The organism is Kitasatospora sp. NPDC052868 (assembly GCF_044547105.1).
Classification (GTDB): Bacteria; Actinomycetota; Actinomycetes; order Streptomycetales; family Streptomycetaceae; genus Kitasatospora.
Map to the genome: position 1 here is coordinate 102,697 of NZ_JBITZW010000005.1, position 24,999 is coordinate 127,695.

A 24,999-nucleotide genomic window follows, 5' to 3' on the forward strand; every position below is an offset into this window, starting at 1 on the left:
AAGAATGGCTTGCTAGCTTCGACCGACATGACAAAGCTGCTCCGCCCGGCGCCGACCCCACCCCCGCGCGCCGGGCGGCTGCGTCCGGTGTCCCGGCCCCTGCCCAGTGCGCGCGCGACCGCACTGGGCCGGCTGCGGCTCCTGGCGTGGCCGCTCTACCTCCTCGCCCTGGTGCAGTACGTGCGCATCAACGGCGTGCCGTACGCCAACGACGTGGTGTTCTGCTGGCTGATCGGCGCCCTGCTCGCGGCCGCCGTGCACGCCGGGCACGGGCTGCGCCGCTTCCTGCTCGTGCTGCGCGACTGGGTGCCGGTGATGGCCGCCGTCTGGACGTACTCGCTGCTGCGCGGCTACGGCGCGCACACCCCGTGGGCCCCGCACTGGCGCCCGCAGCTGGTCGCCGACCGGGTGCTCGGCTTCGGCGAGACCTGGACGGTCCGGCTGCAGCACGCGCTGTACACGCCGGGCTCGCCGCACTGGTACGACTACGCGGCCGTCACCGTCTACATGTCGCACTTCTTCGCGGTGTTCCTGATCCTCGCGGTGCTCTGGCGGCGGCGGCACGACCGGTTCCGGCAACTGCTCGTCTGTTACCTGGTGCTGACCTACGCCGGGTTCGCGACCTATGTGTTCTTCCCGGCCGACCCGCCGTGGCTGGTCGCCCAGGAGGGCCACCTGCCGCAGCTCACCCGGGTGGTCTCCGAAGTCCTGGCCGAGAGCGGACTGCCCCGGGCCGGCTCGGTGTTCGAGAACGGCAGCCGGTTCGCCAACGACGTCGCCGCGATGCCCTCGCTGCACTCGGCCTACCCGATGATGCTGACCCTGTTCTTCTGGCCGACGGCCGGCCGGTGGCTGCGGGTCCTGCTGGTCGCCTACCCGCTCGCGATGGCGTTCACCCTGGTGTACGGCGCCGAGCACTTCATCGTCGACGTGTTCGCGGGCTGGGCCTACGCGGCGGCCACGGTGTACGGGGTCCGCCGGGTGCGGGCCCGGCGGCTGCGGGCGCGGGAGGTCCGGGCCCGGGAGGCGCGGGCCAGGGAGGCCTCCGGGGTGTCGCTCGGCGGCTGACCTGCGGAGTTCGGTGGGCGCCTTCGGCGCGCGATGGCCCAGACTGGGCCGGTGCCCACTCCGTCTCCCCTGAAGCCCACGGCCGAGCAGCTGCTCGCGGCCCGTGACACCACGATCCCCGATGTCGTCGCGCCCGGCCTGCGGGTGCTGTTCTGCGGCATCAACCCCGGTCTGTGGTCCGGCGCCACCGGCCACCACTTCGCCCGCCCCGGCAACCGCTTCTGGCCCGCGCTGCACCGCTCCGGCTTCACCCCGCGCCAACTGCGCCCGGACGAGCAGGGCGAACTGCTCGACCTCGGCCTCGGCATCACCAACGTCGCCCCGCGCGCCACCGCCAAGGCCGACGAGCTCACCGCCGACGAGCTGCGGGCGGGCGGGGCCGCGCTCACCGAACGCGTCCTGCGGCTGCGCCCGCAGGTACTGGCCGTCCTGGGCATCGGCGCCTACCGGACGGCCTTCGGGCGGCGCGGCGCCTCGATCGGGCGGCAGGAGGAGGGCCTCGGCGCCACCGAGGTCTGGGTCCTGCCCAACCCGAGCGGTCTGAACGCCCACTACACCCCGGCAACCCTCGCCGACGAGTTCCGCCGGCTGCGCGAGGCCGTGGAGGCCCCGGAGGCGGGGTAGCCGCGTCGCGGGCCGTCCTGCACAGGAAGTCGGACCCGTCGACTTCCTGTGCAGGCAGGAAGGCCCGGCCCTCGGGCAAGAGCGGATGAGTACGCAACCTGCCGCCCCGATCAACAAGCCCTCGCACCATCCGACCTGACCAGTTGTCAGATCCCGTCGATAGACTTGCTTCAGCCCATAGACCTACCTGGCAAGCAAGTGAGGACAGTCCCGAATGGCCACCCAGCTGTACTCCACCACTTCCTCCCCCGTCTCCCGACTGGTGCAGGACATCGAGCGTGGCGAAATCGGCCTACCGGACTTGCAGCGACCGTACGTCTGGTCCGCCACCGGGGCCCGGGATCTCTTCGACTCGATGTACAAGGGATTCCCGGTCGGATACCTGCTGTTCTGGGGGACCGATGCCGAACCGGGCACCAAACAGATCGGCGCGGGGTCCAAGGAACGCGTGCCCCGACAGATCATCATCGACGGCCAGCAGCGTCTGACCTCACTCTTCGCAGTCATGACCGGTGCAGAGGTGACACACGAGGACTACTCGACCGGCCGGGTGCGGCTGGCCTTCCGCCCTTCCGACGAGACCTTCGCCGTCTCCGGCGCCCCGATCGAGAAGGACGCGGAGTACCTGCCGGATATCAGCGTGCTCTGGCAGTCCGACGCGAACGTACTCAAGAGGACTGTCCGGGCATTCCTCGGAAGGCTCGCCGAGAAGCGCGAGTTGGACGAGGACGAGCGCGACCGCCTGGAGTCCGCGATCTGCCATGTCCACGGGCTCAGCATGTACAGCTTCCAGATCGTCGAGCTCTCGGCGGACATCAGCCTTGAGGAGGTTTCCGAGATCTTCGTACGCATCAACAGCAAAGGCGTGAAGCTGAAGCAGTCCGACTTCATCCTCACGCTGATGTCGGTGTCCTGGGACGAAGGCCGCCGCGAGCTCGAGCAGTTCTGCCGGGACAGCCAGCTCCCCTCCCGCTCCGGCGCATCACCGTTCAACTGGTTCCTGGAGCCCCAGCCGTCCGACCTGCTGCGGGTGACGACCGCGCTGGCCCTGCGCCGGGCCGTGCTCAAGCAGGTCTACATCGTGCTCAGCGGCCGCGACCCGGACACCGGAAAGGCATCGGCGACCCTCAGGGACAAGCAGTTCGCGAAGCTGCAGGAGGCCCAGCAGAGCGTTCTGGATCTGACGAACTGGCACGAGTTCTTCCAGTGCCTGGAGCGGGCGGGCTTCCGGGGCTCGAAGATGATCTCCAGCAACAACGCCATCCTGTACAGCTACGCCATGTGGCTCATCGGCAGGATTCACTACAAGGTGCCGCTCGACCGCCTCCGGGAGGCGATCGCCCGCTGGTTCTTCATGGCACACGGGACCGCGCGCTACTCGGGGTCACTGGAGAGCCAGGTGGAACAGGACCTGAGCCGCTTCCGCGAGATCCCCGACGGCGACCCCGACGCCTTCATCGCCGTCCTCGACAAGATCATTTCCGATACTCTGACCTCGGACTACTGGACTATCACGCTTCCCAACGAACTGAACGCCTCGGCCTCCAAGACACCGGCCCTGCTGTCCTACATCGCGGCTCTGAACATCCTCGACGCCGACGCGCTGCTTTCCCGGGGCAAGGTCCGCAGCCGCCTCGACCCGGCGGTCACCACCAAGCGGGGGATCGAGCGGCACCACCTCTTCCCGAAGGCCCACCTGGTGCGCACTCTCGGGATCCGGGAGAGCCAGAAGATCAACCAGATCGCCAACATGACCCTGGTCGAGTGGCACAAGAACATCGACATCTCAGACCAGGCGCCGGCCGTCTACTGGCCGCAGCAGACCGCCGCCAGGCAGCTGGACCCTGCGCGCCTGGCCCAGCAGCAGTACTGGCACGCGCTACCTGAGGGCTGGGAGTCCATGGAGTACGAGGACTTCCTCGGCGCCCGCAGGCAGCTCATGGCCGCCGTGGTCCGGGACGCGTTCGTCCAGCTGGGCAGCAGCGACTACCACCCCTGCTACCCCGCCCCCGACATCCTCGCCAACCCGACGATGCGCCAGGGGGGATCCCGGCTTCCCCTGCACAAGCTGATCCACGCCGGCCTGCTGGAGCCGGGGGCCATCCTCAAGCCATCCTGGGCCGGACACTCGGTGACGGCAAGCGTCAATGAGCGCGGCCTCATCGAAGTCGACGGCGAGGCGTACGACACGCCGTCGGGCGCCGCCAAGGCCAGCGGCATCCACACCAACGGATGGGAGTTCTGGTCCGTCGTCACCCCGCAGGGTCCGGTGCCGCTCGACAAGCTGCGGTCCGAGTACACCGCCGAGACGCTCTGGTGACCGTGCCCGACCGCCGCCCGGCCGAGGTCGGGCGGGGTCAGGGTCATCGCCTCCTCAGCGGGCGCCGAACTTCTCGTCGGTGGGGACGACCTCGCGGCCCAGGGGCATCAGCGAGATCGGGATCATCTTGAGGTTCGCCCAGCCGAACGGGATGCCGATGATCGACAGGAACAGCGGGATGCTCGTGATCAGGTGGCCGATCGCCAGCCACCAGCCCGCGAAGACCAGCCAGATCACGTTGCCGACGCAGGACGGCGCCCCGGCGTCCGGCTTCTCGACCGTCGTCCGCCCGAAGGGCCAGATCACGTAGCCGGCGATCCGAAAGGCGGCGATGCCGAACGGAATGGTGATGATCAGGATGCAGCAGATGATGCCCGCGATGGCGTACCCGATGGCCATCCAGATGCCGCAGAAGATCAGCCAGAGCACGTTGAGGACGAATCCGATCACCTTCATGTTGCTCAGCCTCCCATGGGTGGTGCTTCCAGACTGGTATACCCGCCCGGGGCGCGCCCTACATGGGGCTACACGGTGCTACGGGATTTTTGGGGGCCCGCCCGGACCGGCGGGCCCCGCCCGGACCTGCCCGGGGTCCGCCGCCTCCACGGGCGGGGGCCGGCAGCGGAGCCGGTAGGGGGCTCATCGGGGCGCGCGGCGGACGAGGGCCGCACCTGCGCCCGCAGGCCGCCCTCCAGCCCCACCCACCGCACGACCACTCCCGGCCGACACGCACCCTTCGCCGACCCGAATGTGGCGAATCGTCAGGTGAAGCAGCGTCAGTTCTTGTCATTTCAGTGGTGCTTCGTGGATCAGATCGCTACCGTCGCTGACGCAACCCGGGCGGCGCCGGAAGACCTGCCGGTCCTGGCGGACACCTCCGGCGGGATCACGATCGATCCCGTTGTGCGCCACGTGACGCAGACGCGAACAGCCGCAGGGTCTATCCAAGGAGATGACGGGGCTGCCCTCATGCCCCGTCCAGGTTCGGGAGGGAACGCGCATGGTGTCACCGGATCCGCAGAGCCACTGGATCGCACTCGTGGACATCGAGGACTTCAGCCTGCGCCCCGAGACCGTGCAGGCCACCCTCCACGAGGAGTTGTACGAGGTGGTCTGGTTCGCCTTCGGGCGGGCCCGGCTGGAGCGGTCCGCCTGCCAGGTGCAGGACCGCGGGGACGGCATGCTGATCCTGCTCCCCGCCTCGACCAGCCCGGCCGTACTGCTCCGCGAGCTGCTGCGCGGACTGCAGGACGCGCTGGCCGAGCACCACGCCAAGTACCGCGACGACCACCGGATGCGGCTGCGGGTCGGGCTGAACCAGGGGCTGGTGATCCAGCACGACGAGCGCTGGGCCGGCACCGCGATCAACGACCTGGCCCGGCTGGTGGACGCCGGACCGGTCAAACGGGCGCTCGCGGCGGCCGAGCGGGCGCACCTGGTGGTGGTGGTCCCGGAGGAGCTCCACCGCTCCGTGGTGCTCGGCCGGTACCCGGGCATCGACGCGGCCGCGTACCTCCCGGCCGACTTCGTCACCAAGCACGGGGAGCCGCGCCGGGGATGGGTGACCGTCCCCGGGTACCCGGCTCCTCCAGGACTCCCCCCGGCGTCGGGGGAGCTGCCGACCGGGGTCGGGGGACCCGGGAGCGGCGGTCTCGCCGGGGGGCCGGACGGCGGAGCCGGGACGGGGGACCCGGCTCCGCCCGTTCCGCACCGGCCGGCGACGCCCGCGGCCGCGCCCGCCGAGGCGCCACCGGCACCCACCGCACCAGCAACGACCACCGCACCCACCGCACCCACCGCAACCCCCGCGCCCGCCTCCCGGCAGATCAAGGTCAAGGGTGACTACGTCGAGGGCGACAAGCACGTCACCATCCACCCGACCGGTCCGGTCCGGCCGTGAGCACTCCCCCCGCCCCGACCCCGACACCCGCTCCGGCCGCGGCGCCCGCACCCGCGCCGGCCCCACCGCCCGCCGCCGGGGCCGGATCCCCGCCCGCACCGCCGTCCGACGGCCCGTCCCCGGCCCCCGAGCCGGGCGGCGCCCCGGGCCCCGGCGGCGACGGAGCCCCGGCCGGCGATCCGGCGGCGCCCTCCGCCCCCAGCCACAGCGTCGGGGCGGGCGAGAGCGCCGCCGAGGCCACCGCCCGGACCGGCCAGAGCAGCAAGCGCAAGGACCTGCTGCGACAGGCGCGGCTGCGCGTCGAGGGCGACGCCGTCGGCGGCGACAAGATCGTCATCATGGCCGGCGAGGAGCACCGGCTCACCCTGCGCTCGTTGTCCCCCGCCGTCGTCGAGGCCGTCCGGCACTCCTTCCAGGAGCCGCCCCGCTGGGACGAGATCCGCACCAACGCCTGGCGCCGCCGCTCGGTGGTGCTGCGCGGCCCGGCCGGCGCCGGGAAGACCGCGGCCGCCGTCCGGCTGCTGCTCACCGCGCAGTCCCGCTCCTGGTACCTGCTGGACTCGGTCGCCCAGCTCACCCGGCTCACCGCGGTCGAGCAACTCGGCCAGGGCGCCGGGCTGCTGCTCAACTGCCCGGCCGACGCCGCCGAGCTGCGCGGCCCGCTGCTGGAGTCGCTGGAGCACGAACTGGAGCGCTCCGGCGCGCATCTGGTGCTGACCGTCGGTACGGACGTACTGCTGAACCGGGGCGTCGGCGAGTACGTCCAGCGGCTCGACCGGCCGCCCGTCCTCGACGCCGTGGTCCGCGCCCATCTCGCCCGGCGGATCGGCGAGTCCGCGGCCGACGACACCCTCGACAGCGGCGACCTGAAAGACCTGGTGGCCGAACTGCTGGGAGCGGACGGGTCCTGCCGGACCGCCGCCCGGCTGGCCGAGGTGCTCGCCGACGAACACGCCGGGGGCGTGCTGGACCCGGACCGGGTCCGCACCCTGCTGGACCAGGGCGACGGCCAGTCCGTCGACGACTGGTTCGACGGCCTGGCCAAGCCCGAACTACGCGCTCAGGCGGTCGCGTTGGCGGTCCTCAACGGCCTCCCCCAGGAGGACGTGGCGGCGGGCGGCGCCGCCCTGCTGGCCCGGTTCCGCACCGACCGGACGCTGGTCACCGTCCCGCCCGGCGGCCAACCCCCGCTCATCCGCGACCCGTTCGCGAATCCGCGCCGCGCGGTGCTGGAACAGCTGCGGGCCAGGACGGTGGCGACGGTGACCCGCGGCCAGTACGGCTGGCTGCCCTGCACCATCACCGAGTACCGGGACGGCGGCCACGCCCCCCGGGTCATCCGGCACGTCTGGTCCGAGTACGACATCCAGGCCGAACTGCTCGACTGGCTCGGCGAGTTGGTCGACTCGGCCTCCGAGCAGGTGCGCAGCTTCGCCGGGACGGCGCTCGGCGTGGTCGCCACCGGCGCCTTCGACCACCTGAGCACCTGGGTCTTCCCCGGGTGGATCCGCGACGAGGACACCGGCACCCTGCGCCGCGAGGCCGTCGCGTACGCCCTGCGGGTCTGCGTCGAGGACCCTGCGCTGCGGGCCGGCGTACGGGCCATGGTGGACGGCTGGTACCTCTCCGGCACCTGGCAGGCCCAGGCCGCGGCGGCCCGCGCCTACGGGCTCTGCCTGGGCGGCGCCGACCTCGCCACCGCCGTGGAGGCACTGGCCCGGATGGGCACGGTGGACGACATCCGGGTCGCCATCGCCATCGGGGACAGCTTCGCCGACCTGATCGAGGAGGACGTCGAGGGCACCACCCCCGTGGTGCTGACCGCGCTGGTCGGCATGATGCAGCGGCACGAGAGCCGGGCCACCGGCCACCTCGCCTTCCTGATCCTCGCCGACGCCCTGGTCACCGAGATCCCGCCGCCCGCGGCCGGCGCCGCCCCGCGCAGCCGGCCCACGCTGCTGCACCTCGTCTCGCAGCAGGACGACCTGCGCGAACAGCTCGCCCACCTCTGGTCCGAGGTGATCGGCGGGGAGCTGTTCGGCGCGGAGGCCGCCGGCGTGCTGCGGATGTGGGCAAGCCAGGCCGAGGCCGATCCGCACCTGCTCGACGACCTGCTCCGCATGCTCCGCGACCTCGCCCAGCGGACCGCCCGCAACCGGGACATCCTGCTGCGCTACGCCTCCCGCTGGGACGCCTACGACGAGCTGCGACCGCTGCGCCGGTCGGCAGCCCTGCTGCGCGCCGTCCTGGCCCCCTGAACCGACCCCCACAAGGAGACGCCCCGGCCATGGAACCGGTGTCACTGATCATCAGCAAGGCCCCGATGTCCGCGCTCGCCCTGGGCCCCGCCAAGGGCGCCAGCCCGCACGTGGCGGTCGTCTACGTCACCCCGCGCGGTGAGGTGGACTGTTTCGAGGGTCGCCCGATGACCTACTCCCAGCAGGCCTTCTCCAAGTACCGCACCCGCTTCGAGGTGGACATGCGGGACCACCAGCGGACGGTGACCATCGGCCGCAGCCCGCTGGTCTCCCGCGACCAGGTGCACGCCTTCGAGGTCGTCGTCACCCTGGCCTTCCGGGTCGACGGGTGGGACGGCGCCAAGGACTGGGTGCGCGGCGGGCTCCCGGACGCCCTGCCCGTGGTGTACGACCACATCAACCACCTGTTCCACGGCGCCGGCCAGGGCTTCGACATCGAGGACTCCTTCGGCCTCCAGCAGCACCTGAACCGGCTCTGCGGCCCGCCGACGGCGGTCGGCGCCGGCCTGCTGGTGCACGGCTGCCGGGTGAACGTCCGGCCCGACGCCAAGTCCCGGGAGTTCCTGGAGGGGCTGGTGGAGGCCGCCCGCGAGGAGCGCACCGGTGCCGCCCGGCACGTGTCCGGCCGGGGCGGGACGCACCGCGAGATCGAGCTGAGGCGCATCCAGCAGGAGGCCGAGATCGCCGCCACCCGGCGGCAGTCCGAGGCGCTCAACGGGATGCTGATGACCAGCGAGAACCTCATCCGGCAGTACCTGGTCACCCACCCGCAGGACGCCGCCGGGGCGGTCGAGATGATGCGGCAGCTGGAGGAGGCCCGGTCGGCCCGGGAGGACCTGCAGGACGCCCGGTCGCTGGCGCTGTTCCAGCTGATGGCGGACAAGGGGCTGGTCCTTCCCGGCGACCTCAACGACATGCGCCACCGGCTGGTCGGCCAGGTCCAGCGGGCCACCGGCGTCGGACCGGTCGCGCCGTACCCGCCCGCGGTGTCCTGGGACGCCCCGCTGGCGCTCGGCGCCACCCCGGCGGGCCCGGCCGGCCGCACCGCACCCGCTACCGACCCCGCAGGGCGGTCCACCCCGTACGAGGCCGCCCCCTACGCGCCCGCCCCGCCGCGACCGGGCGGCGCCCCCACGGCCGGCCTGTACGAGCCGACCGTGGTGAACTCCGCCGCGACCCCGCACGCCCCCGCCGCGTTCCCCGGCGCGGCCCTGATCTACCTCGTCCTGGACGAGTCGCTCGACTCGGGCGGCCTGGACGAGCTCAACCGCGGGCTGCGCAACCTGCACGACGCCCTGTCCGCAAGCCCCGAGGTGGCCGCCCGGCTGCGGATCTGCGTGCTCGGCATGGCCGCCGGGGCCGAGCTGCGCCTCCCGCTGGAGGCCGTCGGCCCGGGCACCCGGACACCGATCCTGATGCGCCGCCCGGGGCTCTCCTACCGGGAGGCCTTCCGCACCCTGCGCACCCTGCTGCCGCAGGACGTGGCGCTGGTGAAGGCGGAGCAGACGGCCGTACTGCGGCCGATGGTGTTCTTCGTCAGCGGCGGCACGCCCGGCGAGGGCGCCGACTGGCAGGACGCCCACGACGAGCTCGTGGACCGGTCCCGGCACCCGTCGGCCCCGCACATCGTGGCCTGCGGCCTGGCCGCCGCCGACCCGCGCGCCGTCCAACGGATCGCCACCAGGCCGGAGTTCGGCCACATGGCCGCACCGAACACGGACGCCGGCTCGGCGGCGCACAGCTGCGCGGCCTTCCTGCGGGACGCGGTCGTCGGCTACGGACGGCGGCTGGCCGCGGGATCCACCGAGTTCGACGTCGTCGGCCCGGACGGCTTCCGTCCGGCGGCCGACACCCTCTGAGCGCACGGACACCGAGAAGGGATCGCCACACCATGGACGGCAACCGGGGCCACCTGCTCCCCATCTACGTACTCGCCGACGAGTCGGGCTCGATGAGCAGCCACATCGACGAACTCAACGACGGGCTGAGGTCACTGCACCAGGCGCTGCTCGGAGAGCCGATGGCGGCGGCCAAGGTCCGCTTCTCGGTCCTGGGCTTCTCGGACGACGTGGTGGAGCGGGTCGGCATGGTCGACCTGCGCGGCGCCAACGAGTTCCCCCGGCTGCGCACCCGGGGCATGACCAGCTACGCCAAGGCCTTCGAGGACCTCATCGCGCGGATCCCGAACGACGTGGCCGGGCTCAAGGGCGAGGGCTACCAGGTGCACCGGCCCGCGGTGTTCTTCCTCAGCGACGGGGTGCCGAACCACGGCGAGGACTGGCAGGGCGCCCACGGCCGGCTCACCGACCGGAGCATCACCCCGGCCGCCCCGAACATCATCGCCTGCGGGATCGGAAACGCCGACGCCGCGGTGATCGCCAAGGTGGCCACCAGCCAGGAGTTCGGCTTCGTCGCCAACAAGGGTGTCGACGTCGGGCAGGCCATCGCCAAGTTCTGCACCTCGCTCACCAAGAGCGTGATCGCCTCGGGCCGTTCACTCAGCTCGGCCGAGCCGCAGCTGGTCGTGGACCGGCCGGAAGGCTTCACCGTCGCAATCGATGTGATCTGACCGTGGCACCCCTGTTCAACCGCGGGGACGACGACGAGGACCTGCCCCAGCCCGCGGTGCCCCCGCCGACGGCCCCGCCGTCCCGGCTCTCCCGATCGCCGCGCGAGTGGCTGCCGGCCCCGACCCGGGGCCCGGCACCGACGGCGCCGCCGACGCCGGCGGGCCACCCCCACCACCATCCGCACCCGCAGTCCCAGCGCCACGCACACCCGCACGAACACCCGCACGCCCAGCCTCCGCGGCCGGCCCTCCCGCCCACCGTCGGCCCTGCGGCCCCGGCCGCACCGCCGTCCGTCCCCGCCATGCCCGAGCTCTGGCAGCCCGTGGTGGTCGGCGACCCGGTGGCGGTCTTCGACCCCCGCCCGCCCACCGGCCTGTCCTACCGCCCGGACACCGTCTGCGACGGCTGGTCCACCCCCGAGCTCGACCTGCGGCTGGCCTCCGTCCGCGGCTACCAGCACCGCTACGACGGCCGGCCCCGGGAGGACGACGCCGCCTGCGCCTGGGACCGCACCACCGGCACCGTGGTCTTCGCCGTCGCCGACGGCGTCTCCAGCGCCAGGCAGCCGCACATCGGCTCCCAACTGGCCTGCCGCAGCGCGGTGGACGAGCTGCTGGCCCAGGTCAGGGCGGGCGACGGCCGGGTCGGCGACTGGGAGAAGCTGCTCGGCACCGTCCAGTGGCAGCTGATCGAGCAGGCCCGGCGCATCCTCAAGCAGCCGGGCGCCGGCATCGAGGCCACCGCGCAGCTGCTCGCCACCACCCTGGTGGCCGGCACCGCCACCCCGACCGGGGGCGGGGTGGCCATCGAGGTGGTGTCGGTGGGCGACTCCGGCGTGTGGCAGATCAAGTACGACCGGATCTACCAGTTGCTCGGCGGCAAGTCGGCCGGCCCGGACGGACTGGTCTCCTCCTCGGTGGAGCCCCTGCCGGGCGTGCCGACCAGGATCCGCCCGATGGAGTTCTACCTGGACCCGGGCTCGGTCGTGCTGATCGGCACGGACGGCTTCGGCGACCCGGTGGGCAACGGCCGCGGCGAGGTCGCCCGGCTGTTCGTCCAGGGCCTGCGCCGGCCCGTACCGCCGCTCGGCTTCGCCCATCTGCTGGACTTCTCCCGCGAGACCTTCGACGACGACCGCACCCTGATCGCGCTCTGGCCGCGCGAGCTCCCGGCGCACGGGAGGCCGCGGTGAGCGTGATCCGGTTCCGGCCCGACCAGCTGGGCGACTACACGCAGTACGGGCTGGGGCAGGGCGGCCAGGGGTTCGTCTACGAGGTCCCGGTACCGCCGCCCGGCCTGACCGGCCCGCTGGTCTACAAGGAGTACCGCGCCGGCATGCTGCTGAACCCGGGCGTCCTGGAGGCGATGGCCGGGTTCCCGGACACCCTCGGCCCGGCCGACCGCGCCTTCCTGCTGGACCGGCTCGCCTGGCCGCTCGCCCTGGCCGAACGCGGCTCGCAGATCGCCGGGTTCGCGATGCGCAGGGTCCCGCCGGAGTTCTTCATCGACCTGGCGGGCGACGCCAAGCCCCAGGGGTTCCAGTTCCTGCTGAACGACGCCGCCTTCCTGCAGCGGATCGGCCTGCACCTCGACGACGAGCAACGGCTCCTCCTGCTGCGGGACTTGGCGACGCTGCTCGCCCGACTGCACGGCCACGGGGTGGCGGTGGGCGACCTCTCCCCGAACAACGTGCTGTTCACGCTGGCCGGCGCACCCCGCTGCCTGCTCATCGACTGCGACTCGATGAGCCTGTACGGGCGCTCCGCCGTCGAGCAGGTGGAGACGCCGGACTGGGAGGTGCCGGAGGCCGCCAAGGCCACCCCGGCATCGGACGCCGCCAAGCTCGGGCGGTTCGTCCTGCGCCTGTTCAACGGCGACCAGCACAGTCTGGACGACACCCGGCTGCGCGCCCTCTCCGAGGAGCTGGCCCGGCTGGCCGGGAGGAGCCGGCACGCCGACCCGACCGCCCGACCGCCGGCGGCCGCCTGGATCGGCCCGCTGGACCAGGCCCTGCACACCGTCCGCACCCTCGGCCCGGCGACGCCGCCACCACAGCCGCCGCCACCACCGCCACCGCCGGGGATGCCTCCGCTGGTCCCGCCACCCGCCATCACCCGGGCGCCCCGCCGGGGCGCCCGGGTGCTCGTCGGCCTGCTGGTCACGGCCGCCCTGCTGGTGGGCGGTGACCGGCTGGTCGAGTACTACCGGGCCTCCTCGGCGAACTCCTCCACGACCGCGTCCACCGGGTCCACCGCGTCCACCGGCTCGACCGGGACCACCGCGGCCACCACCGGCCGGCCGGCCGTCCCCACCACGAAGCCGCCCGCCCCCGCCGCACCGACCACCGACCACACCGTCCCGGTGGACACCGGCCAGGTCGCCGGCCACCCCGAAGCCGCGGGCGTGGCCACCCTGTTCAGCCGCTTCTTCACCGCGGTGAACACCCGCCAGTACGACACCGCACTCGGCTACTACGACCCCGACAACACCGCGATCGACCTCGACTCCGAGCAGGCGCGCGCCGAATGGCGGCGCATCATGAGCACCACCCAGGACTCGAACGTCGCCATCGCCGCCATCACCGGCGCCGGCTCCTCCACCCGCGCGACCGTCCGGTTCCGCAGCCGACAGGCCGCCGGCTTCGGCCCCCAGGGCCACGAGGACCAGACCTGCACGGACTGGCAGCTCACCTACAACCTCTCGCGCTCCGGCGGCGGTTACCGCATCGTCAGCGCCCCCGGCTCCGGCGTGAGCTTCCACGGATGCTGAGCCGGCCGCCTCACCCTCCGAAGGCGGCCAGCTTGAGCCCGTCCACCGAGGTGATCCGCAGCGACTGCCGGCCGGTGGCGATCAGCCCCTGGCCCCGCCACTGCTCCAGCACCCGGCTGACCGTCCGGCGCGAGCTCAGCACCAGGCCGGCCAGGTCGTCCTGGGAGAGGTTGAGCCCGATCCTGACCCCGCCGGTGTGCGGCACCGGCTCACCGCAGCGCTCGCCGAGGTCCAGCAGGAGCGCGGCGAGCCGGACGGCGACCGGCTCGGTGACGTTGGTCCGGTGCTCGTCCGCCTCGCGCAGCCGCCGGGAGAGGGTCTGCTCCAGGGCGGCGGCGGTGCCCTGGCGGGACTGCGCGAAGGCCCGGAACCGCGCCGCGGTCAGCTGCAGGACCTCGACCCCGGTAGCGGCCAGCAGCGAGGCCGAGCGCGGGCGGCCCTCCAGGACGGCCTGCTCCCCCAGGAGGTCCCCGGGGCCGCGCAGGGCGAGCAGGGCGCGGTACCCGGCCGAGGAGTACGAGACCACCTTGATCCAGCCGCCCAGGACGACGACCACGTAGTCGGAGGCGTCGCCCTGGGCGAAGAGCTGGGTGTCCGCCGCCAGGACGACGCGGGTGCCCAGGCCGAGCAGCGCCTCGCGGTCGGCGGCGTCCAGCGCCGACCAGAAGGTGACGGGCCCGCCCGTCGGACCGACGCCCACCGCGCTAACCGACGATCCAGGCCAGGCCGACCGCCGCGACCCCCGCGACCGCGAACTGCAGGGACTGCTGGACCCGCCGGTGCTTCTTCCAGGCGATCTCGCTCATCACCACCAGCTGCCGGCTCAGCGTCTCCAGTGGCGGGGTGGCGGAGAGCTTCTCGGCCAGCCGCGCCGGCTCCCAGTGCCGCAGGTGCCCGAAGTAGACGAAGTGCTCCCGCCAGTCGTCACCGCCGCCCTTGCTCCGCAGCCGGGGGCTCACCACGGACACCGCGGCCAGCGCGGAGAGCGCGAGCAGCGCGATGCCCAGCCAGAACACGGTCTTGGGGAACACCCCGGTCAGCCGCTCCGGCTGGTTGCCGGTGCCGAAGAAGGCGGTCAGGGCGCCGATCGCGGCCGATTCGAGGGTGAGCGCGAAGGCCGCCTTGGCGTCCACCTTCCCGGTCCAGTCCTGCAACGAGGCGTGGATCTTCCAGGCCGTCTCCACCGGATCCGTCTCGGCCATGAAGCCCCCCTTCCGCTGAGCCGTCCTCCCGGGCACGAAGCACCAGTGTGGCACCTCGCCGCCCCGGTGAGCAGGGCCTTGCGCAACTGCTCCACCCGTCCCCCGCAACCGAGTTCGGCACGTCCGGGAGCAGCGCCGCGCCCCACCGGTGGGACCGGTGGGGCGCGGCGGCGGGCGGCGGGGCGGCGGTCAGACCGCGAGCACCCGCAGGGCCGGGTGGTCGACGGTGTTCAGGTAGAGCTTCTCCTTGGAGTGCTCCTGCTCCAGCTCGACCACGAGCCGGTACCGGTAGAGCCCCGGCTTGGCTGTGCTGAGCACCGTTCCCGCCCAGTAGTAGTAGACCGGGGTGAACGGGGAGCGCATCCGGTCGGGCATGCCGTAGATCTTCAGCTCGGTGAAGATCTTCCGTTCGGCGACGTCCTCCTCGTCACCCGCCTCGGTGTCCAGGAAGACGATGTTGTTGATCTTCGGCATCGGCGGCCAGGTGCCGTCGAGCCGCTTCTCCATGTCGATCGGGCGGATGATCCAGTTCAGGACCTGGCCCTGCTTGCAGACCGTCTCCAGGTGGGACGTGCCCTGGCCGGTGCCGCCCACACTGTTGTCCATCATGTACATCGCGTCGGTGAGCGCGCCGTCGGCGGTCGCCCGCTCCATGTTCACCAGGGTGACGACATTGAGCTGGACCGAGTTCAGCTGGCCCGGATTCTGCTTCTCCGCAGCGCTGTTGAGCGTGCCGCTCGTCAACGTTCCTCCTCAGTGGGAATGGTGGTTCCGGCCTGATCGCCGGACGGGACCCAAGGCAGGGCCCAGGACGGGCCCCAGGCCGGACAGGGCCTAACCGACCAGGGACGGCGACAGGGCGGCGGCGATCGGCTCGTCCCGGGTGCCCAGCCGGAACTTCAGCCGGTACGGGACGGGTTCGGTGACGTCCTTCTTCACCGTCGCGGTCCAGTACGCGACATCGGTGCCGGGGTACACCCTGCGCTCCGGCTCGCAGACCTCCGGATCGATCTCGACGTCGTCGATCGCGACATACGCCTCGCACTCCAGGGCCAGGCAGTTCCACAGGAGTTGGTCGCCGGCCCGGACCTTGGTGCGGAGCTCCTCGGTGCCCAGGCCGGTGGAGCCGCCGGCCCTGTTGGTGTCGTACAGGTAGAGGTGGCCGGCGGTGCTGCGGGACGCCAGGGCGCCCACCGCATCCACGACGGCGGTGATCGAGATCGGCCGCTGCGAAGCCGCCTTGCGCGACTGCGCCCTGGCCTTGGTGCTGGTACTGCTCGCGGTGGTCATCCGCTCCTCCTCGGTCCTCAGTCCTCGATGGATCAGGGTGGGTCAGGGCGGTCAGGCGGGCGCGCCCGGCGGGACGGGGAGGTAGCCCATGCCCGATCCGGTGAAGGCGTTGCGCTTGGGCTCGGTGACGATCCTCAGCCGGGACTCGCAGGTGAGGTTCACCGGCTCCCAGGACCACTCCTCGCCCTTCTGCACCAGGTCGTGCAGCTGGATCTTCATCGTGTAGCGGTACTCGCCCGGGCGGGCGGTGGCGATCGTCGCGGACCAGTACCAGCCGTCGGTGACCAGGTCCGGGGAGCCGTACTCGGCCGGGTAGATGATCTTCTCGTCGACCGCCTCCCCGGTGATGTCGGTGATCACCGGGGCCGGGTAGCTGTGCGCGGCCGCGCCGCCGTCGGCGACCAGCCGGCCGGTGACGTCCAGCATCTTCTGGCCGGCCAGACCGCGGGTGCCCGCCGTGGTGCCCACCCGCCGCCCGGCGGTGCGCCGGATCCGGGTGACCTCGGCGGCGCTGATCGTGCCGGGGCCGTCGGCGAGGGCGGCCAGCTCGGTCAGCGCCTGTTGGTCGGCCTGCCGCGCCCGGTCCGCCTGGTAGCCACGCGGGACGGTCGGCGGAATGGAACCGAGGCTGTACGGAAGCCAGTTGAGCACCTGCTCGCTCGCCTGCGAGCCGTCCTGCCAGTAGGACCCGTTGACGATGGTCACCAGGTCTCCGGTGCCCTGGCCCTCGGAGCCGTGCAGCTTCATGTTGTCGAACAGGTAGGTGTTGTCCCGCAGCGTCCGGCTGGCCAGCGCGTTGCCGACGTCCACCAGCACGATGACCGCTAGCTGTTGGGGCATGAGCCCGCCTCTCTCGTTGTGGTTCGGGGGGTTCGGTCCGGCCGTGCTGGGCCCTGTCCGGCGGCACGGCCGGACCGTCCTGGGCCCGGGAGGCCTAGACGCACATCAGCGCGGGCGAGTCGATGTGCAGCACGCTGTACGGGCCCTCGTACATCTGCAGTTCCAGGCGGTACCGGTAGGGCACCCCGGGCGTCAGGTACGGCGGCACCACGCCCGTCCAGACGTCGAGGTCGAGCTTCTCGCCCTGCTCGGTGGACTCCACCGGCTCCGGCGCTCCCCCGTGGCCCGCGCCGAGGAAGGTGATCCTCCTGATCTCGACCGGCGTCTGGAGGTCCACCGCCAGGGCGGACCACTGGACCACCTGGCCGGGGGCGACCACGGTGCACAGCTCGGGCGTGCCCTGGCCGGTGCTCTGGAACGACCCGTCGTCCACCAGGGAGAGGTTCCCGTCGAGCAGCGTGCCGGCCGAGAGCGCCCCGATGACGTCCACCACCACGGCGATGTTGACCTGCGGTTTCATTGACACTCCTGTCCTCTGTGGGTGTTCGGTGTGCGGGAAGAGGCCCTACCCGCGGTCGCGGACCAGCGGGACCTTGCCGACACTCGTCCGCTCGATCTCGTTCGAGGACCGGTGGACGAACTTGAGCAGGAAGCGGTAGCCGGTCTTCTCCACCGACACCGGGTTCGCCTCGCCCTGGTTGAACAGCGACAGCGAGCGCGGCATCGCGTGGACGAACACCCGCTGCAGCCCGTAGGGGCCGAGCGCGGCGTCCGTCCGGTAGGTCAGCCCCGGCACGTCGTCGACCGAGGCGAGCAGCGTGATGGTCCGGCTCTCGCGGTGGTTGACGAACTGGATCTCGTGCGCCGCCTCGTCCAGGTCCACCACGCCGACCGCCCGCAGCTCCTCGCGCAGCGCGTCGTAGGCCCGCGAGGCGGAGTACTGGCTGTCGTTCAGGTGCAGGATGTCGCCGGTGCGGCCGGCGAACTCGAACTGCCCGGTCCGCAGCCCCGGCCCGTCCAGCCGCGGCCGCCGGACCATCCGGTCGCCCAGCTTGAGCCGCAGCAGCGGCGCCTCGTGCGCGTGCAGGCGGGTGACGACCAGCTCGCCCTCCTCGCCCTCGCCGACCCAGCGGCCCTGCTCGTCGACGATCTCCACCAGGTGCAGTCCGGGCACCGCCGCCAGCACGGGCGACTCCTCGCGCAGCTGGAGGCCGATGGTCTCGGCCTGGGTCGCGGCGAAGTAGCTGAGGATCGTCAGGTTGGGGTACACCGCCTGGAGCTCGGCCCGCTTGCGCTGCGGCAGCACCCCGCTGCCGTACAGCGCGACCCGGAAGCTCTCCTTGGCCTCCCGGCTCATCCCGGCGCCGAGCTCGCCCAGGATCGCGATGCCCGCGGTGATGCCCATCAGCGCCTTGGGCCCCGGGTAGGAGAACATGTGCTCCAGCACGGGCGCGGTCACCGGGCCGGCCCCGATGTAGTTGATCCCGGGCACCTGGGCCAGCACCCCGCCGACCATGGTGCCGCTGCTCCACATCTGGTAGTCGGCCAGCGTGGTGTAGAGCCACCTGGGGTCGGTGCCGCCGCCGAGGTACCGGTCGAGCTGGTACGCGCCCATGAAGTGGCCGGCCACCTCGTAGGTGTCGCGCAGCTCCCGCAGCGAGTAGACGGTCTCCAGCGGACGTCCGCTGCTGGTGCCGCCGCTGGCCACGATCTCGAAGCCGCCGGCCGCGATCGGCACCACCATGCCGGGCCGGTCGTCCATGAAGAAGTCGCGCTGGACGTCCTTGTCGGACAGCGGGACGGCCTGCCAGTCCTGGTAGGTCGCCGGGGCGCCGCCCACCCCGGCGCCGGCCAGCCGCTCCCGCCAGAGCGGGTTGAGCAGCGCGGTGTTGACCATCTGCTGGAGCCGGCGCAGCACCAGGGCGTCCTGGACCTCGTGCGGCAGCTCGCTGTAGGGGGCCTGGCAGGCCCGCTCGGCCTCGCGCATCCGGCTGAGGAAGGAGGGCAGCTTCCCGACGGCGTCGACCGACTCGGGCCTGAGCTCCGCGTCGGGGATCAGCCGGTCCGCCAGTGCGGCGGCCTCGGCGGCACCGACCGGTGCCGTCCGGGCCTGCGGTACGGCCGTCGGCGAAACGGTCACTGGGCTCATCGTGGATTCCTATTCACTGTCGCTGCCGGTCTCCCGGCCGTTGGCACGGTGGCGCAGGTCGTAGCCGGCCCGCCTGATCTCGCCGAGCAGCATCCGGAAGTGCTCGGTGGTGATCCGGTGGTTCATCAGGACCACCCGCAGGGCGGCGACCCCGTCGATGTCGACCTTGGAGATGAAGAAATTCCCCTGGAGCTTGAGCCGGTTCCGGATATCCAGCTGGAGGCGGTGCACATCGGATTCCGTGAGCCCGGCGGGGAGGTGCCGGAAACAGAGGATGTTCGCCTCGGGCCGGTGCAGCGGTTCGAAGTCCGGCTCGTCCAGCAGAATGGTGTGGATGTCCGCGGTCAGCCGGCAGAGGTATTCGATCTTCTCGGCGAAGAGCGCCCGGCCGTGAATGCTCCAGAGCGCCCACAGCGGCATGATCATCGGGCGCTTGGTGCACTCGAAGTTCTTGTCCCCGCTGTCCAGCGCGGTATAGGCGTCCGGTTTGTCGTCGAAGACGTAGCTGGCCTGCTGCCGGAAGGCCCCGGGGGCGTCCCGCCGGTCCCGGTAGAACAGCAGGGTGCAGGGCGCGGGGACGAACATCATCTTGTGCGCGTCCCAGGTCAGCGAATCCGCCTTCGCGATTCCCGCGAGTTTCCCGCGGAGCTCGTCGGAGACCAGCAGGCTGGCGCCGTGCGCGCCGTCGACGTGCAGCCAGAGGCCCTTCTCCCGGGCGAGGTCGGCGAGCCCGTCGATCGGGTCGAAGGCGCCGACCGAGGTGGTGCCGGCCGAGGCGACCAGGCAGAACACCTCCAGCCCCCGCCGCTCGGCGTCCTCCAGGGCCCCCCGGGCCTGGTCCAGGCAGATCCGCTGCTCCCGGTCGAGCGGCAGGCGGACGAGCTGCTCGTCGCCGACGCCCATCACACCGGCGGCGCGGGAGACGCTGTAGTGCACGTCCGCGCCGACCGCGATGGCGGGCCGGGGGCGGCCGGCGAGCGCGCCGCCGCCCTGCGACCAGTAGTCCGGGAACCGCTTGTTGCGGGCCGCCAGCAGCGCGGTCAGGTTGGCCAGCGAGCCGCCCGAGGTGGTCACCATGGCGAAGCTCTCCGGTTCCCACCCGATGAACCGGTTGAGCTCCTCCGCCATGATGCGTTCCGCCACGTTGGGCAACTGGCCGGCCTCGTAGAACGAGGACGGCTGGTTGACCACCGAGCCCACGAAGTCGACGATCCCGGCGAGCGGGACCACCCCCGAGAACTGCCGCCCCAGATATCCGGGCGAATGCACCTGGATTCCGGTGCGCACATAGAGGTCGACGATCGCCGCCAGCCGCTTCTCGTCGAACGCCGCGATCCGGTCCCGTTCCGGGGTCATCAGCCCGCGGGCCGCCCGGTCCAGGATGTCGGGGTCGATGAGTTCGAGTCCGCGGATCGAGGCGTCGGCCAACTGGTGTTCCAGCTGGGCCGTCACCGATTCCGCGCTCTCCCGGAAAAGCCTGGCGTCGAACACCTCGGAAAGGGTGCCGGCCCAGAGGGTCGACGCCGCGAGCGGGGAGGCACGCGAGGGCTGCCTTCCGTCGCGTTGCTGGAAAACGGGGGCCGATTCTGATCGGGTTTCCGCCACGGGATGTCTCCCAAGAATTTCGCCGACCGCTCGGCGGTCATATCGGCGTACGCGATTGGGCCTTACTTCGCGTCAAGACTCCCGACCGACCAGCGGCCTGTCCAGCGTTCTCACCCCTGGGGTGGAGGGATTCAGATCACAATTCGATAGTTAAGAAAATATGACCATCCATCGGTCGGGCGGCCGGTTTATTCACCATTCCGCCACGGCGTGAGCGAGCGATGATCATGCCTTCGGCATAGGCCCGGCAGGGGAAGAACCGTTTCTTCAGTAGGCGCCGACCGGCGCGCGACACGCCGCGCGCGCCCTCTCCCGCCAGAGGACGCCCCTAGGGGGCTTCGGATACGCACCAGCCCGTCCGGCAGAACAGGACGGAACGGGCGTTCGACCCGGCACGCTCCGAAAGAGCGGCCCTACAGCGGCGTGACGGCCTTCAGCACCAGCAGCAGCGCCACCGCCGCGTTGAGCGCGCAGAGCGCGGAGGCCGCCGCCCCCACCGCAGCGACCATCGCGGCCAGGCCCGCCCGGCTGTGCGCGGGCGGCCAGTTCCGCGAGGACGGCACCGGGCCGAGCAGTGCGGCCACCCGGCGCGGGACGGGGCCGGGCGCCGGGCCCGGCGCGGCGAAGGCCGCGAAGCCGGGCACGGGCGCCCGGCGCGAGACCAGGGCGGCCCGGGCCACCGCGCGGGCCGTGATCCGGCGGTCGCCCACCGCCTGCGCGGACTCCTCGTCCGCCCAGCGCTCGGCGCTGTACGCCACCGCCTGCTGCAGCGGCCGCAGGAACGGGTTGACGCACCCGGCCAGCTGGGTGGTCAGCAGATGGCGGTGGTGCCGGTGGACGAGGTGCGCCCGCTCATGGGCGAGCAGCGCCTCCCGCTCGTCCGCGGCCAGCCCGGCCAGCATGCCGGTGGACACCACCACCCGCCCGGGCTTGCCGGGCAGCGCGTACGCGTACGCGGCCCCGTCCGGCAGCACGGCGACATCGCCGAACAGGCCGGGGCCGCCCGCCGGGGCGCCGTCGGCCGGGGCGCCGGGCGGCAGCCCCTCCAGCGCCCGCCGGGCCCGGCCGCGGACCCGCAGGTGCCGCACGACCGTCCTGGTGGTGGCCGCGGCCACCACCAGGAGCACGCAGATCGCCGCCGTCCCGATCGTCTCGTGGTACTGCAGCGCCGCCCGCACCTCCGGGTCGGACCAGCTGTCCGGCAGCGGGTTGCCCGGGATCTGCGCGGTGCCCACCACGCCGATCAGACCGAGGCAGAGCGCGCTGCACAGCGCCATCACCGCACTGATCGCGGTGAGCAGCCGGGCCACCCCGCGCGGGTGCAGGTGCTGCCCGGCGAGCCGGGCGATCGGCACGGCCGTCAGCGGAAGGACGAGCGGGAGGAAGACGAAGACGCCCACGGTTCGGCTCTGTTCAGTTCTCGCGGTCGGCCGCGGCCGGATCGGCGGACGCACTGTCCAGCAGGGTCCGCAGCAGTTCCTCGTCGTGCGGCAGCAGGGCGGTGACGAAGCTGGCGAGTACCGCGTCCCGGTCCGGTTCGCCGTCGAGCATCCGGCGCATCCGCAGGGCGGCCAGGCCGGCCGCGTCGGAGGAGGCCTGCCACAGGTAGGAGCGGCCCGAACGGGTCCGGGAGACGGCCTTCTTGGCGTGCAGCCGGGACAGGATGGTCATCACGGTGGTGTAGGCGAGGCCGCCGTCCAGCCGTTCCTGCACCCACCCCGCCGTGGCCGGGCCGGGCGCCCGCTGGAGCACCGCGAGCACCTGGGCCTCCAACTCGCCCTGACCGCGCCGTCTGGCCCGCGGATCCCCGGCCGCCGGGGCGTGCCTCTCCTCAGCCATGACGGCCGCTCCCTCCGGATGCCGCGCCCCGCCACCGGCGGGACACGCTGTCATCCTAACGAGCGGCCGGTCCACGGCCCGTTCCCGGCCCGGCCGGCGGGCCCGGCGGCACCGGCCCCAGCCGGCGCAACGGCCCCAGCGCAACGGCCTCAGCGCAGCGGCAGCCCGGCGTTCTGCCGGCGGTCCAGCTCCGCGATGTCCGGGTGGTGCAGGTCGAAGGCCGGGGACTCGGAGCGGATCCTGGGCAGCGTGGTGAAGTTGTGCCGCGGCGGCGGGCAGGAGGTGGCCCACTCCAGCGAGCGCCCGTACCCCCACGGGTCGTCCGTGGTGACCCGCTCGCCGTACCGCGCGGTGTGCCAGACGTTGTAGAGGAACGGCAGCGTGGAGAGGCCGAGCAGGAACGAGCCGATGCTGGAGACGGTGTTGAGCGTGGTGAAGCCGTCCGAGGCCAGGTAGTCCGCGTAGCGGCGGGGCATCCCCTCGGCGCCCAGCCAGTGCTGCACCAGAAAGGTGGCGTGGAATCCGACGAAGAGCGTCCAGAAGTGGATCCGCCCGAGCCGCTCGTCCAGCATCCGCCCGGTGAACTTGGGCCACCAGAAGTGGAACCCGGCGAACATCGCGAAGACGACCGTCCCGAACACCACGTAGTGGAAGTGGGCGACGACGAAGTACGAGTCGGAGACCTGGAAGTCGATCGGCGGCGCGGCCAGCAGCACCCCGGTCAGGCCGCCGAACAGGAAGGTGACCAGGAAGCCGACGGTCCAGAGCATCGGCGCCTCGAAGCTCAGCGAGCCCAGCCACATGGTGCCGATCCAGTTGAAGAACTTCACCCCGGTCGGCACCGCGATCAGCATCGTCATGATCGCGAAGAACGGCAGCAGCACCTGCCCGGTGACGAACATGTGGTGCGCCCACACCGTGATCGACAGGCCGGTGATGGCGAGGGTGGCCGCGACCAGGCCGCTGTAGCCGAACACCGGCTTGCGGCTGAACACCGGGATCACCTCGGTGATGATGCCGAAGAACGGCAGCGCGATGATGTACACCTCGGGGTGGCCGAAGAACCAGAACAGGTGCTGCCACAGCAGCGCCCCGCCGTTGGCCGGGTCGAAGACGTGCGAGCCGAACTTGCGGTCCGACTCCAGGCAGAGCAGCGCCGCCGCCAGCACGGGGAAGGCGAACAGCACCAGCACGGCGGTCAGCAGGATGTTCCAGACGAAGATCGGCATCCGGAAGAGCGTCATGCCCGGCGCCCGGAAGCAGACGATCGTGGTGATGAAGTTGACCGCGCCGAGGATGGTCCCGAACCCGGACAGCGCCAGGCCCATGATCCAGAGGTCCGCGCCGATGCCGGGGCTGTGCTGGAGGCTGTTCAGCGGCGCGTAGGCGAACCAGCCGAAGTCGGCCGCGCCGTCCGGGGTCAGCAGGCCGCCCATCACGATCAGCGAGCCGAACAGGTAGAACCAGTAGGCCAGCGCGTTCAGCCGGGGGAAGGCCACGTCGGGCGCGCCGATCTGCAGCGGCATGATCCAGTTGGCGAACCCGGCGAACAGCGGGGTCGCGAACATCAGCAGCATGATCGTGCCGTGCATGGTGAACAGCTGGTTGAACTGCTCGTTGGACAGCAGCTGGAGGCCGGGCCGGGCCAGCTCGATCCGCATCAGCATCGCCATCAGGCCGCCCGCCAGGAAGAACGCGAACGCCGTGGTCATGTAGAGGGTGCCGATGCGCTTGTGGTCGGTGGTGGTCAGCCAGCCGACCAGGGCCCGGCCGCGGCGGCGCCGGGCACCCGCCAGCCAGCGGTCCAGCCGGGGGGTGCGCGAGGGGCGCGGGGTCTGCTCCGGGGCTTCCTGCGGCAGAAGCGTCATGCACCGCGCCTTCCGTGCTCGGGGGCCGGCGGCCGCCTCCCCACGGCACCGGACGGTCGTCGGACAACCACTACCAGTCGTCGGCCGCGCCGACCGGGGGCACGCGGGCGCGTCACCCGAACAGGTGCGGCCCGGTTGCCCGGCGCCCGGGCCGGGCGGACCGTCGAAGTCCGTACGACTGTTCGGTCTAGGAGGAGTCCATGAGCAGCCAGTCCGCCCCCGACCAACCCCCGCCCTGGCGCGCGGGCTCCAACGCGCCGCCTCCGCCGGGGACGAACAAGTTCAGCGACTGGGCACCCGGCCTGGTGATCTTCGCGGGTGTCCTGATGCTGCTGAACGGCTTCATGGAGGCCCTGCGCGGCATCATGGCGATCGCCGACGACGACGTCTTCCTGACCACCCAGCGGTACGTGTTCCGCTTCGACCTCACCGGGTGGGGCTGGATCCACGTGATCATCGGAGCGCTGGTCGCGGTGGTCGGCGCCTTCCTGCTCAAGGGCGCCTCCTGGGCCCGGTACGCCGGTATCGTCCTCACCGTCGTGAGCGCCCTGGACAGCTTCCTCGCCGTGCCGTACTACCCGTTCTGGTCGTTCATCGTGATCGCGCTGGACGTCTTCATCATCTGGGCCCTGTGCGTCTACCGACCGGACGAGGTCGCGTTCTGACGGCCCGCCCGACCCCGCGCCCGCGCCCGTCC

General features: G+C 72.1%; 22 protein-coding genes. 10 read left to right on the top strand and 12 right to left on the bottom strand.

The genetic code is table 11. The features are described from left to right. Nucleotides 1–27: 27 nt before the first annotated feature. The 3 genes from ACIGZJ_RS11105 to ACIGZJ_RS11115 all read left to right on the top strand — a co-directional run bounded on the left by ACIGZJ_RS11105 (nucleotide 28) and on the right by ACIGZJ_RS11115 (nucleotide 4,012). Nucleotides 28–1,068 (top strand): phosphatase PAP2 family protein, encoded by a 1,041-nt coding sequence (locus tag ACIGZJ_RS11105; protein ID WP_396456923.1) that lies wholly within the window; start codon nucleotides 28–30, stop codon nucleotides 1,066–1,068. A gap of 33 nt (nucleotides 1,069–1,101) precedes the next feature. Then, on the top strand, nucleotides 1,102–1,692 hold the full coding sequence (gene mug, locus ACIGZJ_RS11110) for a G/U mismatch-specific DNA glycosylase (protein ID WP_396456924.1): 591 nt from the start codon (nucleotides 1,102–1,104) through the stop codon (nucleotides 1,690–1,692). A 214-nt stretch (nucleotides 1,693–1,906) separates the two neighbouring features. Beyond that, nucleotides 1,907–4,012, top strand: coding sequence for a DUF262 domain-containing protein (locus tag ACIGZJ_RS11115; RefSeq protein ID WP_396456925.1), 2,106 nt, complete (start codon nucleotides 1,907–1,909; stop codon nucleotides 4,010–4,012). Between the two features lie 54 nt (nucleotides 4,013–4,066). Here the strand turns inward: ACIGZJ_RS11115 and ACIGZJ_RS11120 are convergent, their stop codons facing one another. Next, nucleotides 4,067–4,468 carry a YccF domain-containing protein gene (locus tag ACIGZJ_RS11120; RefSeq protein ID WP_396456926.1) on the bottom strand — a complete coding sequence of 134 codons (402 nt, stop codon included), beginning with the start codon at nucleotides 4,466–4,468 and terminating at the stop codon, nucleotides 4,067–4,069. Between the two features lie 544 nt (nucleotides 4,469–5,012). Between ACIGZJ_RS11120 and ACIGZJ_RS11125 the strand changes: the two genes are divergently transcribed. The 6 genes from ACIGZJ_RS11125 to ACIGZJ_RS11150 are packed head-to-tail and all read left to right on the top strand — an operon-like array spanning nucleotide 5,013 to nucleotide 13,509. Then, nucleotides 5,013–5,912, top strand: a complete 900-nt coding sequence (locus ACIGZJ_RS11125) for a hypothetical protein (RefSeq protein ID WP_396456927.1) — start codon at nucleotides 5,013–5,015, stop codon at nucleotides 5,910–5,912. Further along, entirely contained in the window at nucleotides 5,909–8,170 is a 2,262-nt protein-coding gene (locus ACIGZJ_RS11130) for a hypothetical protein (protein WP_396456928.1), read from the top strand. Before ACIGZJ_RS11125 ends, ACIGZJ_RS11130 begins: the two co-directional genes overlap by 4 nt. Before the next feature lie 29 nt (nucleotides 8,171–8,199). Further along, nucleotides 8,200–10,029: a hypothetical protein gene (locus ACIGZJ_RS11135; RefSeq protein ID WP_396456929.1), complete on the top strand. Its 1,830-nt coding sequence runs from the start codon at nucleotides 8,200–8,202 to the stop codon at nucleotides 10,027–10,029. Nucleotides 10,030–10,061: 32 nt separating this feature from the next. After that, entirely contained in the window at nucleotides 10,062–10,739 is a 678-nt protein-coding gene (locus ACIGZJ_RS11140; protein WP_396456930.1) for a hypothetical protein, read from the top strand. A 2-nt stretch (nucleotides 10,740–10,741) separates the two neighbouring features. Further along, complete coding sequence (locus ACIGZJ_RS11145; protein ID WP_396456931.1) at nucleotides 10,742–11,932, top strand: protein phosphatase 2C domain-containing protein; 1,191 nt, start codon at nucleotides 10,742–10,744, stop codon at nucleotides 11,930–11,932. Further along, a complete protein-coding gene (locus ACIGZJ_RS11150) occupies nucleotides 11,929–13,509 on the top strand; it encodes a hypothetical protein (protein ID WP_396456932.1) in 1,581 nt (526 codons plus the stop codon). The genes ACIGZJ_RS11145 and ACIGZJ_RS11150 overlap by 4 nt, the downstream gene beginning before the upstream one ends. Before the next feature lie 10 nt (nucleotides 13,510–13,519). Here the strand turns inward: ACIGZJ_RS11150 and ACIGZJ_RS11155 are convergent, their stop codons facing one another. From ACIGZJ_RS11155 to ctaD, 11 genes are all read right to left on the bottom strand, one after another. After that, nucleotides 13,520–14,209 carry a Crp/Fnr family transcriptional regulator gene (locus ACIGZJ_RS11155; RefSeq protein ID WP_396456933.1) on the bottom strand — a complete coding sequence of 230 codons (690 nt, stop codon included), beginning with the start codon at nucleotides 14,207–14,209 and terminating at the stop codon, nucleotides 13,520–13,522. A gap of 4 nt (nucleotides 14,210–14,213) precedes the next feature. Then, nucleotides 14,214–14,711 carry a Pycsar system effector family protein gene (locus ACIGZJ_RS11160; RefSeq protein ID WP_396456934.1) on the bottom strand — a complete coding sequence of 166 codons (498 nt, stop codon included), beginning with the start codon at nucleotides 14,709–14,711 and terminating at the stop codon, nucleotides 14,214–14,216. 189 nt (nucleotides 14,712–14,900) lie between these two features. Then, nucleotides 14,901–15,455 (bottom strand): hypothetical protein, encoded by a 555-nt coding sequence (locus ACIGZJ_RS11165; protein WP_392937549.1) that lies wholly within the window; start codon nucleotides 15,453–15,455, stop codon nucleotides 14,901–14,903. Nucleotides 15,456–15,545: 90 nt separating this feature from the next. After that, nucleotides 15,546–16,001, bottom strand: a complete 456-nt coding sequence (locus ACIGZJ_RS11170; RefSeq protein ID WP_396456935.1) for a hypothetical protein — start codon at nucleotides 15,999–16,001, stop codon at nucleotides 15,546–15,548. A 51-nt stretch (nucleotides 16,002–16,052) separates the two neighbouring features. Next, a complete protein-coding gene (locus ACIGZJ_RS11175) occupies nucleotides 16,053–16,841 on the bottom strand; it encodes a hypothetical protein (protein ID WP_396456936.1) in 789 nt (262 codons plus the stop codon). Nucleotides 16,842–16,935: 94 nt separating this feature from the next. Then, nucleotides 16,936–17,361, bottom strand: a complete 426-nt coding sequence (locus tag ACIGZJ_RS11180; protein ID WP_396456937.1) for a hypothetical protein — start codon at nucleotides 17,359–17,361, stop codon at nucleotides 16,936–16,938. 45 nt (nucleotides 17,362–17,406) lie between these two features. Further along, nucleotides 17,407–18,990 carry a hypothetical protein gene (locus ACIGZJ_RS11185; protein ID WP_396456938.1) on the bottom strand — a complete coding sequence of 528 codons (1,584 nt, stop codon included), beginning with the start codon at nucleotides 18,988–18,990 and terminating at the stop codon, nucleotides 17,407–17,409. A 9-nt stretch (nucleotides 18,991–18,999) separates the two neighbouring features. After that, nucleotides 19,000–20,481 (bottom strand): pyridoxal phosphate-dependent decarboxylase family protein, encoded by a 1,482-nt coding sequence (locus ACIGZJ_RS11190; RefSeq protein ID WP_396456939.1) that lies wholly within the window; start codon nucleotides 20,479–20,481, stop codon nucleotides 19,000–19,002. A gap of 527 nt (nucleotides 20,482–21,008) precedes the next feature. Further along, nucleotides 21,009–21,995, bottom strand: a complete 987-nt coding sequence (locus ACIGZJ_RS11195; protein WP_396456940.1) for a M48 family metalloprotease — start codon at nucleotides 21,993–21,995, stop codon at nucleotides 21,009–21,011. 13 nt (nucleotides 21,996–22,008) lie between these two features. After that, a complete protein-coding gene (locus tag ACIGZJ_RS11200; RefSeq protein WP_392937531.1) occupies nucleotides 22,009–22,434 on the bottom strand; it encodes a BlaI/MecI/CopY family transcriptional regulator in 426 nt (141 codons plus the stop codon). Nucleotides 22,435–22,583: 149 nt separating this feature from the next. After that, nucleotides 22,584–24,302, bottom strand: coding sequence for a cytochrome c oxidase subunit I (ctaD, locus tag ACIGZJ_RS11205; RefSeq protein ID WP_396456941.1), 1,719 nt, complete (start codon nucleotides 24,300–24,302; stop codon nucleotides 22,584–22,586). Nucleotides 24,303–24,502: 200 nt separating this feature from the next. On the opposite strand from ctaD, the gene ACIGZJ_RS11210 reads away from it, so the two are divergent. After that, nucleotides 24,503–24,967 (top strand): hypothetical protein, encoded by a 465-nt coding sequence (locus tag ACIGZJ_RS11210; protein WP_392937526.1) that lies wholly within the window; start codon nucleotides 24,503–24,505, stop codon nucleotides 24,965–24,967. Nucleotides 24,968–24,999 lie beyond the last annotated feature (32 nt).

What these genes read in the sequence shown, in the direction of transcription:
- ACIGZJ_RS11105 (WP_396456923.1), top strand. Translation starts at nt 28, where the DNA reads ATGACAAAGCTGCTCCGCCCGGCGCCGACCCCACCCCCGCGCGCCGGG.
- mug (WP_396456924.1), top strand. Translation starts at nt 1,102, where the DNA reads ATGGCCCAGACTGGGCCGGTGCCCACTCCGTCTCCCCTGAAGCCCACG.
- ACIGZJ_RS11115 (WP_396456925.1), top strand. Translation starts at nt 1,907, where the DNA reads ATGGCCACCCAGCTGTACTCCACCACTTCCTCCCCCGTCTCCCGACTG.
- ACIGZJ_RS11120 (WP_396456926.1), bottom strand. Translation starts at nt 4,468, where the DNA reads ATGAAGGTGATCGGATTCGTCCTCAACGTGCTCTGGCTGATCTTCTGC.
- ACIGZJ_RS11125 (WP_396456927.1), top strand. Translation starts at nt 5,013, where the DNA reads ATGGTGTCACCGGATCCGCAGAGCCACTGGATCGCACTCGTGGACATC.
- ACIGZJ_RS11135 (WP_396456929.1), top strand. Translation starts at nt 8,200, where the DNA reads ATGGAACCGGTGTCACTGATCATCAGCAAGGCCCCGATGTCCGCGCTC.
- ACIGZJ_RS11140 (WP_396456930.1), top strand. Translation starts at nt 10,062, where the DNA reads ATGGACGGCAACCGGGGCCACCTGCTCCCCATCTACGTACTCGCCGAC.
- ACIGZJ_RS11160 (WP_396456934.1), bottom strand. Translation starts at nt 14,711, where the DNA reads ATGGCCGAGACGGATCCGGTGGAGACGGCCTGGAAGATCCACGCCTCG.
- ACIGZJ_RS11170 (WP_396456935.1), bottom strand. Translation starts at nt 16,001, where the DNA reads ATGACCACCGCGAGCAGTACCAGCACCAAGGCCAGGGCGCAGTCGCGC.
- ACIGZJ_RS11175 (WP_396456936.1), bottom strand. Translation starts at nt 16,841, where the DNA reads ATGCCCCAACAGCTAGCGGTCATCGTGCTGGTGGACGTCGGCAACGCG.
- ACIGZJ_RS11180 (WP_396456937.1), bottom strand. Translation starts at nt 17,361, where the DNA reads ATGAAACCGCAGGTCAACATCGCCGTGGTGGTGGACGTCATCGGGGCG.
- ACIGZJ_RS11185 (WP_396456938.1), bottom strand. Translation starts at nt 18,990, where the DNA reads ATGAGCCCAGTGACCGTTTCGCCGACGGCCGTACCGCAGGCCCGGACG.
- ACIGZJ_RS11200 (WP_392937531.1), bottom strand. Translation starts at nt 22,434, where the DNA reads ATGGCTGAGGAGAGGCACGCCCCGGCGGCCGGGGATCCGCGGGCCAGA.
- ctaD (WP_396456941.1), bottom strand. Translation starts at nt 24,302, where the DNA reads ATGACGCTTCTGCCGCAGGAAGCCCCGGAGCAGACCCCGCGCCCCTCG.
- ACIGZJ_RS11210 (WP_392937526.1), top strand. Translation starts at nt 24,503, where the DNA reads ATGAGCAGCCAGTCCGCCCCCGACCAACCCCCGCCCTGGCGCGCGGGC.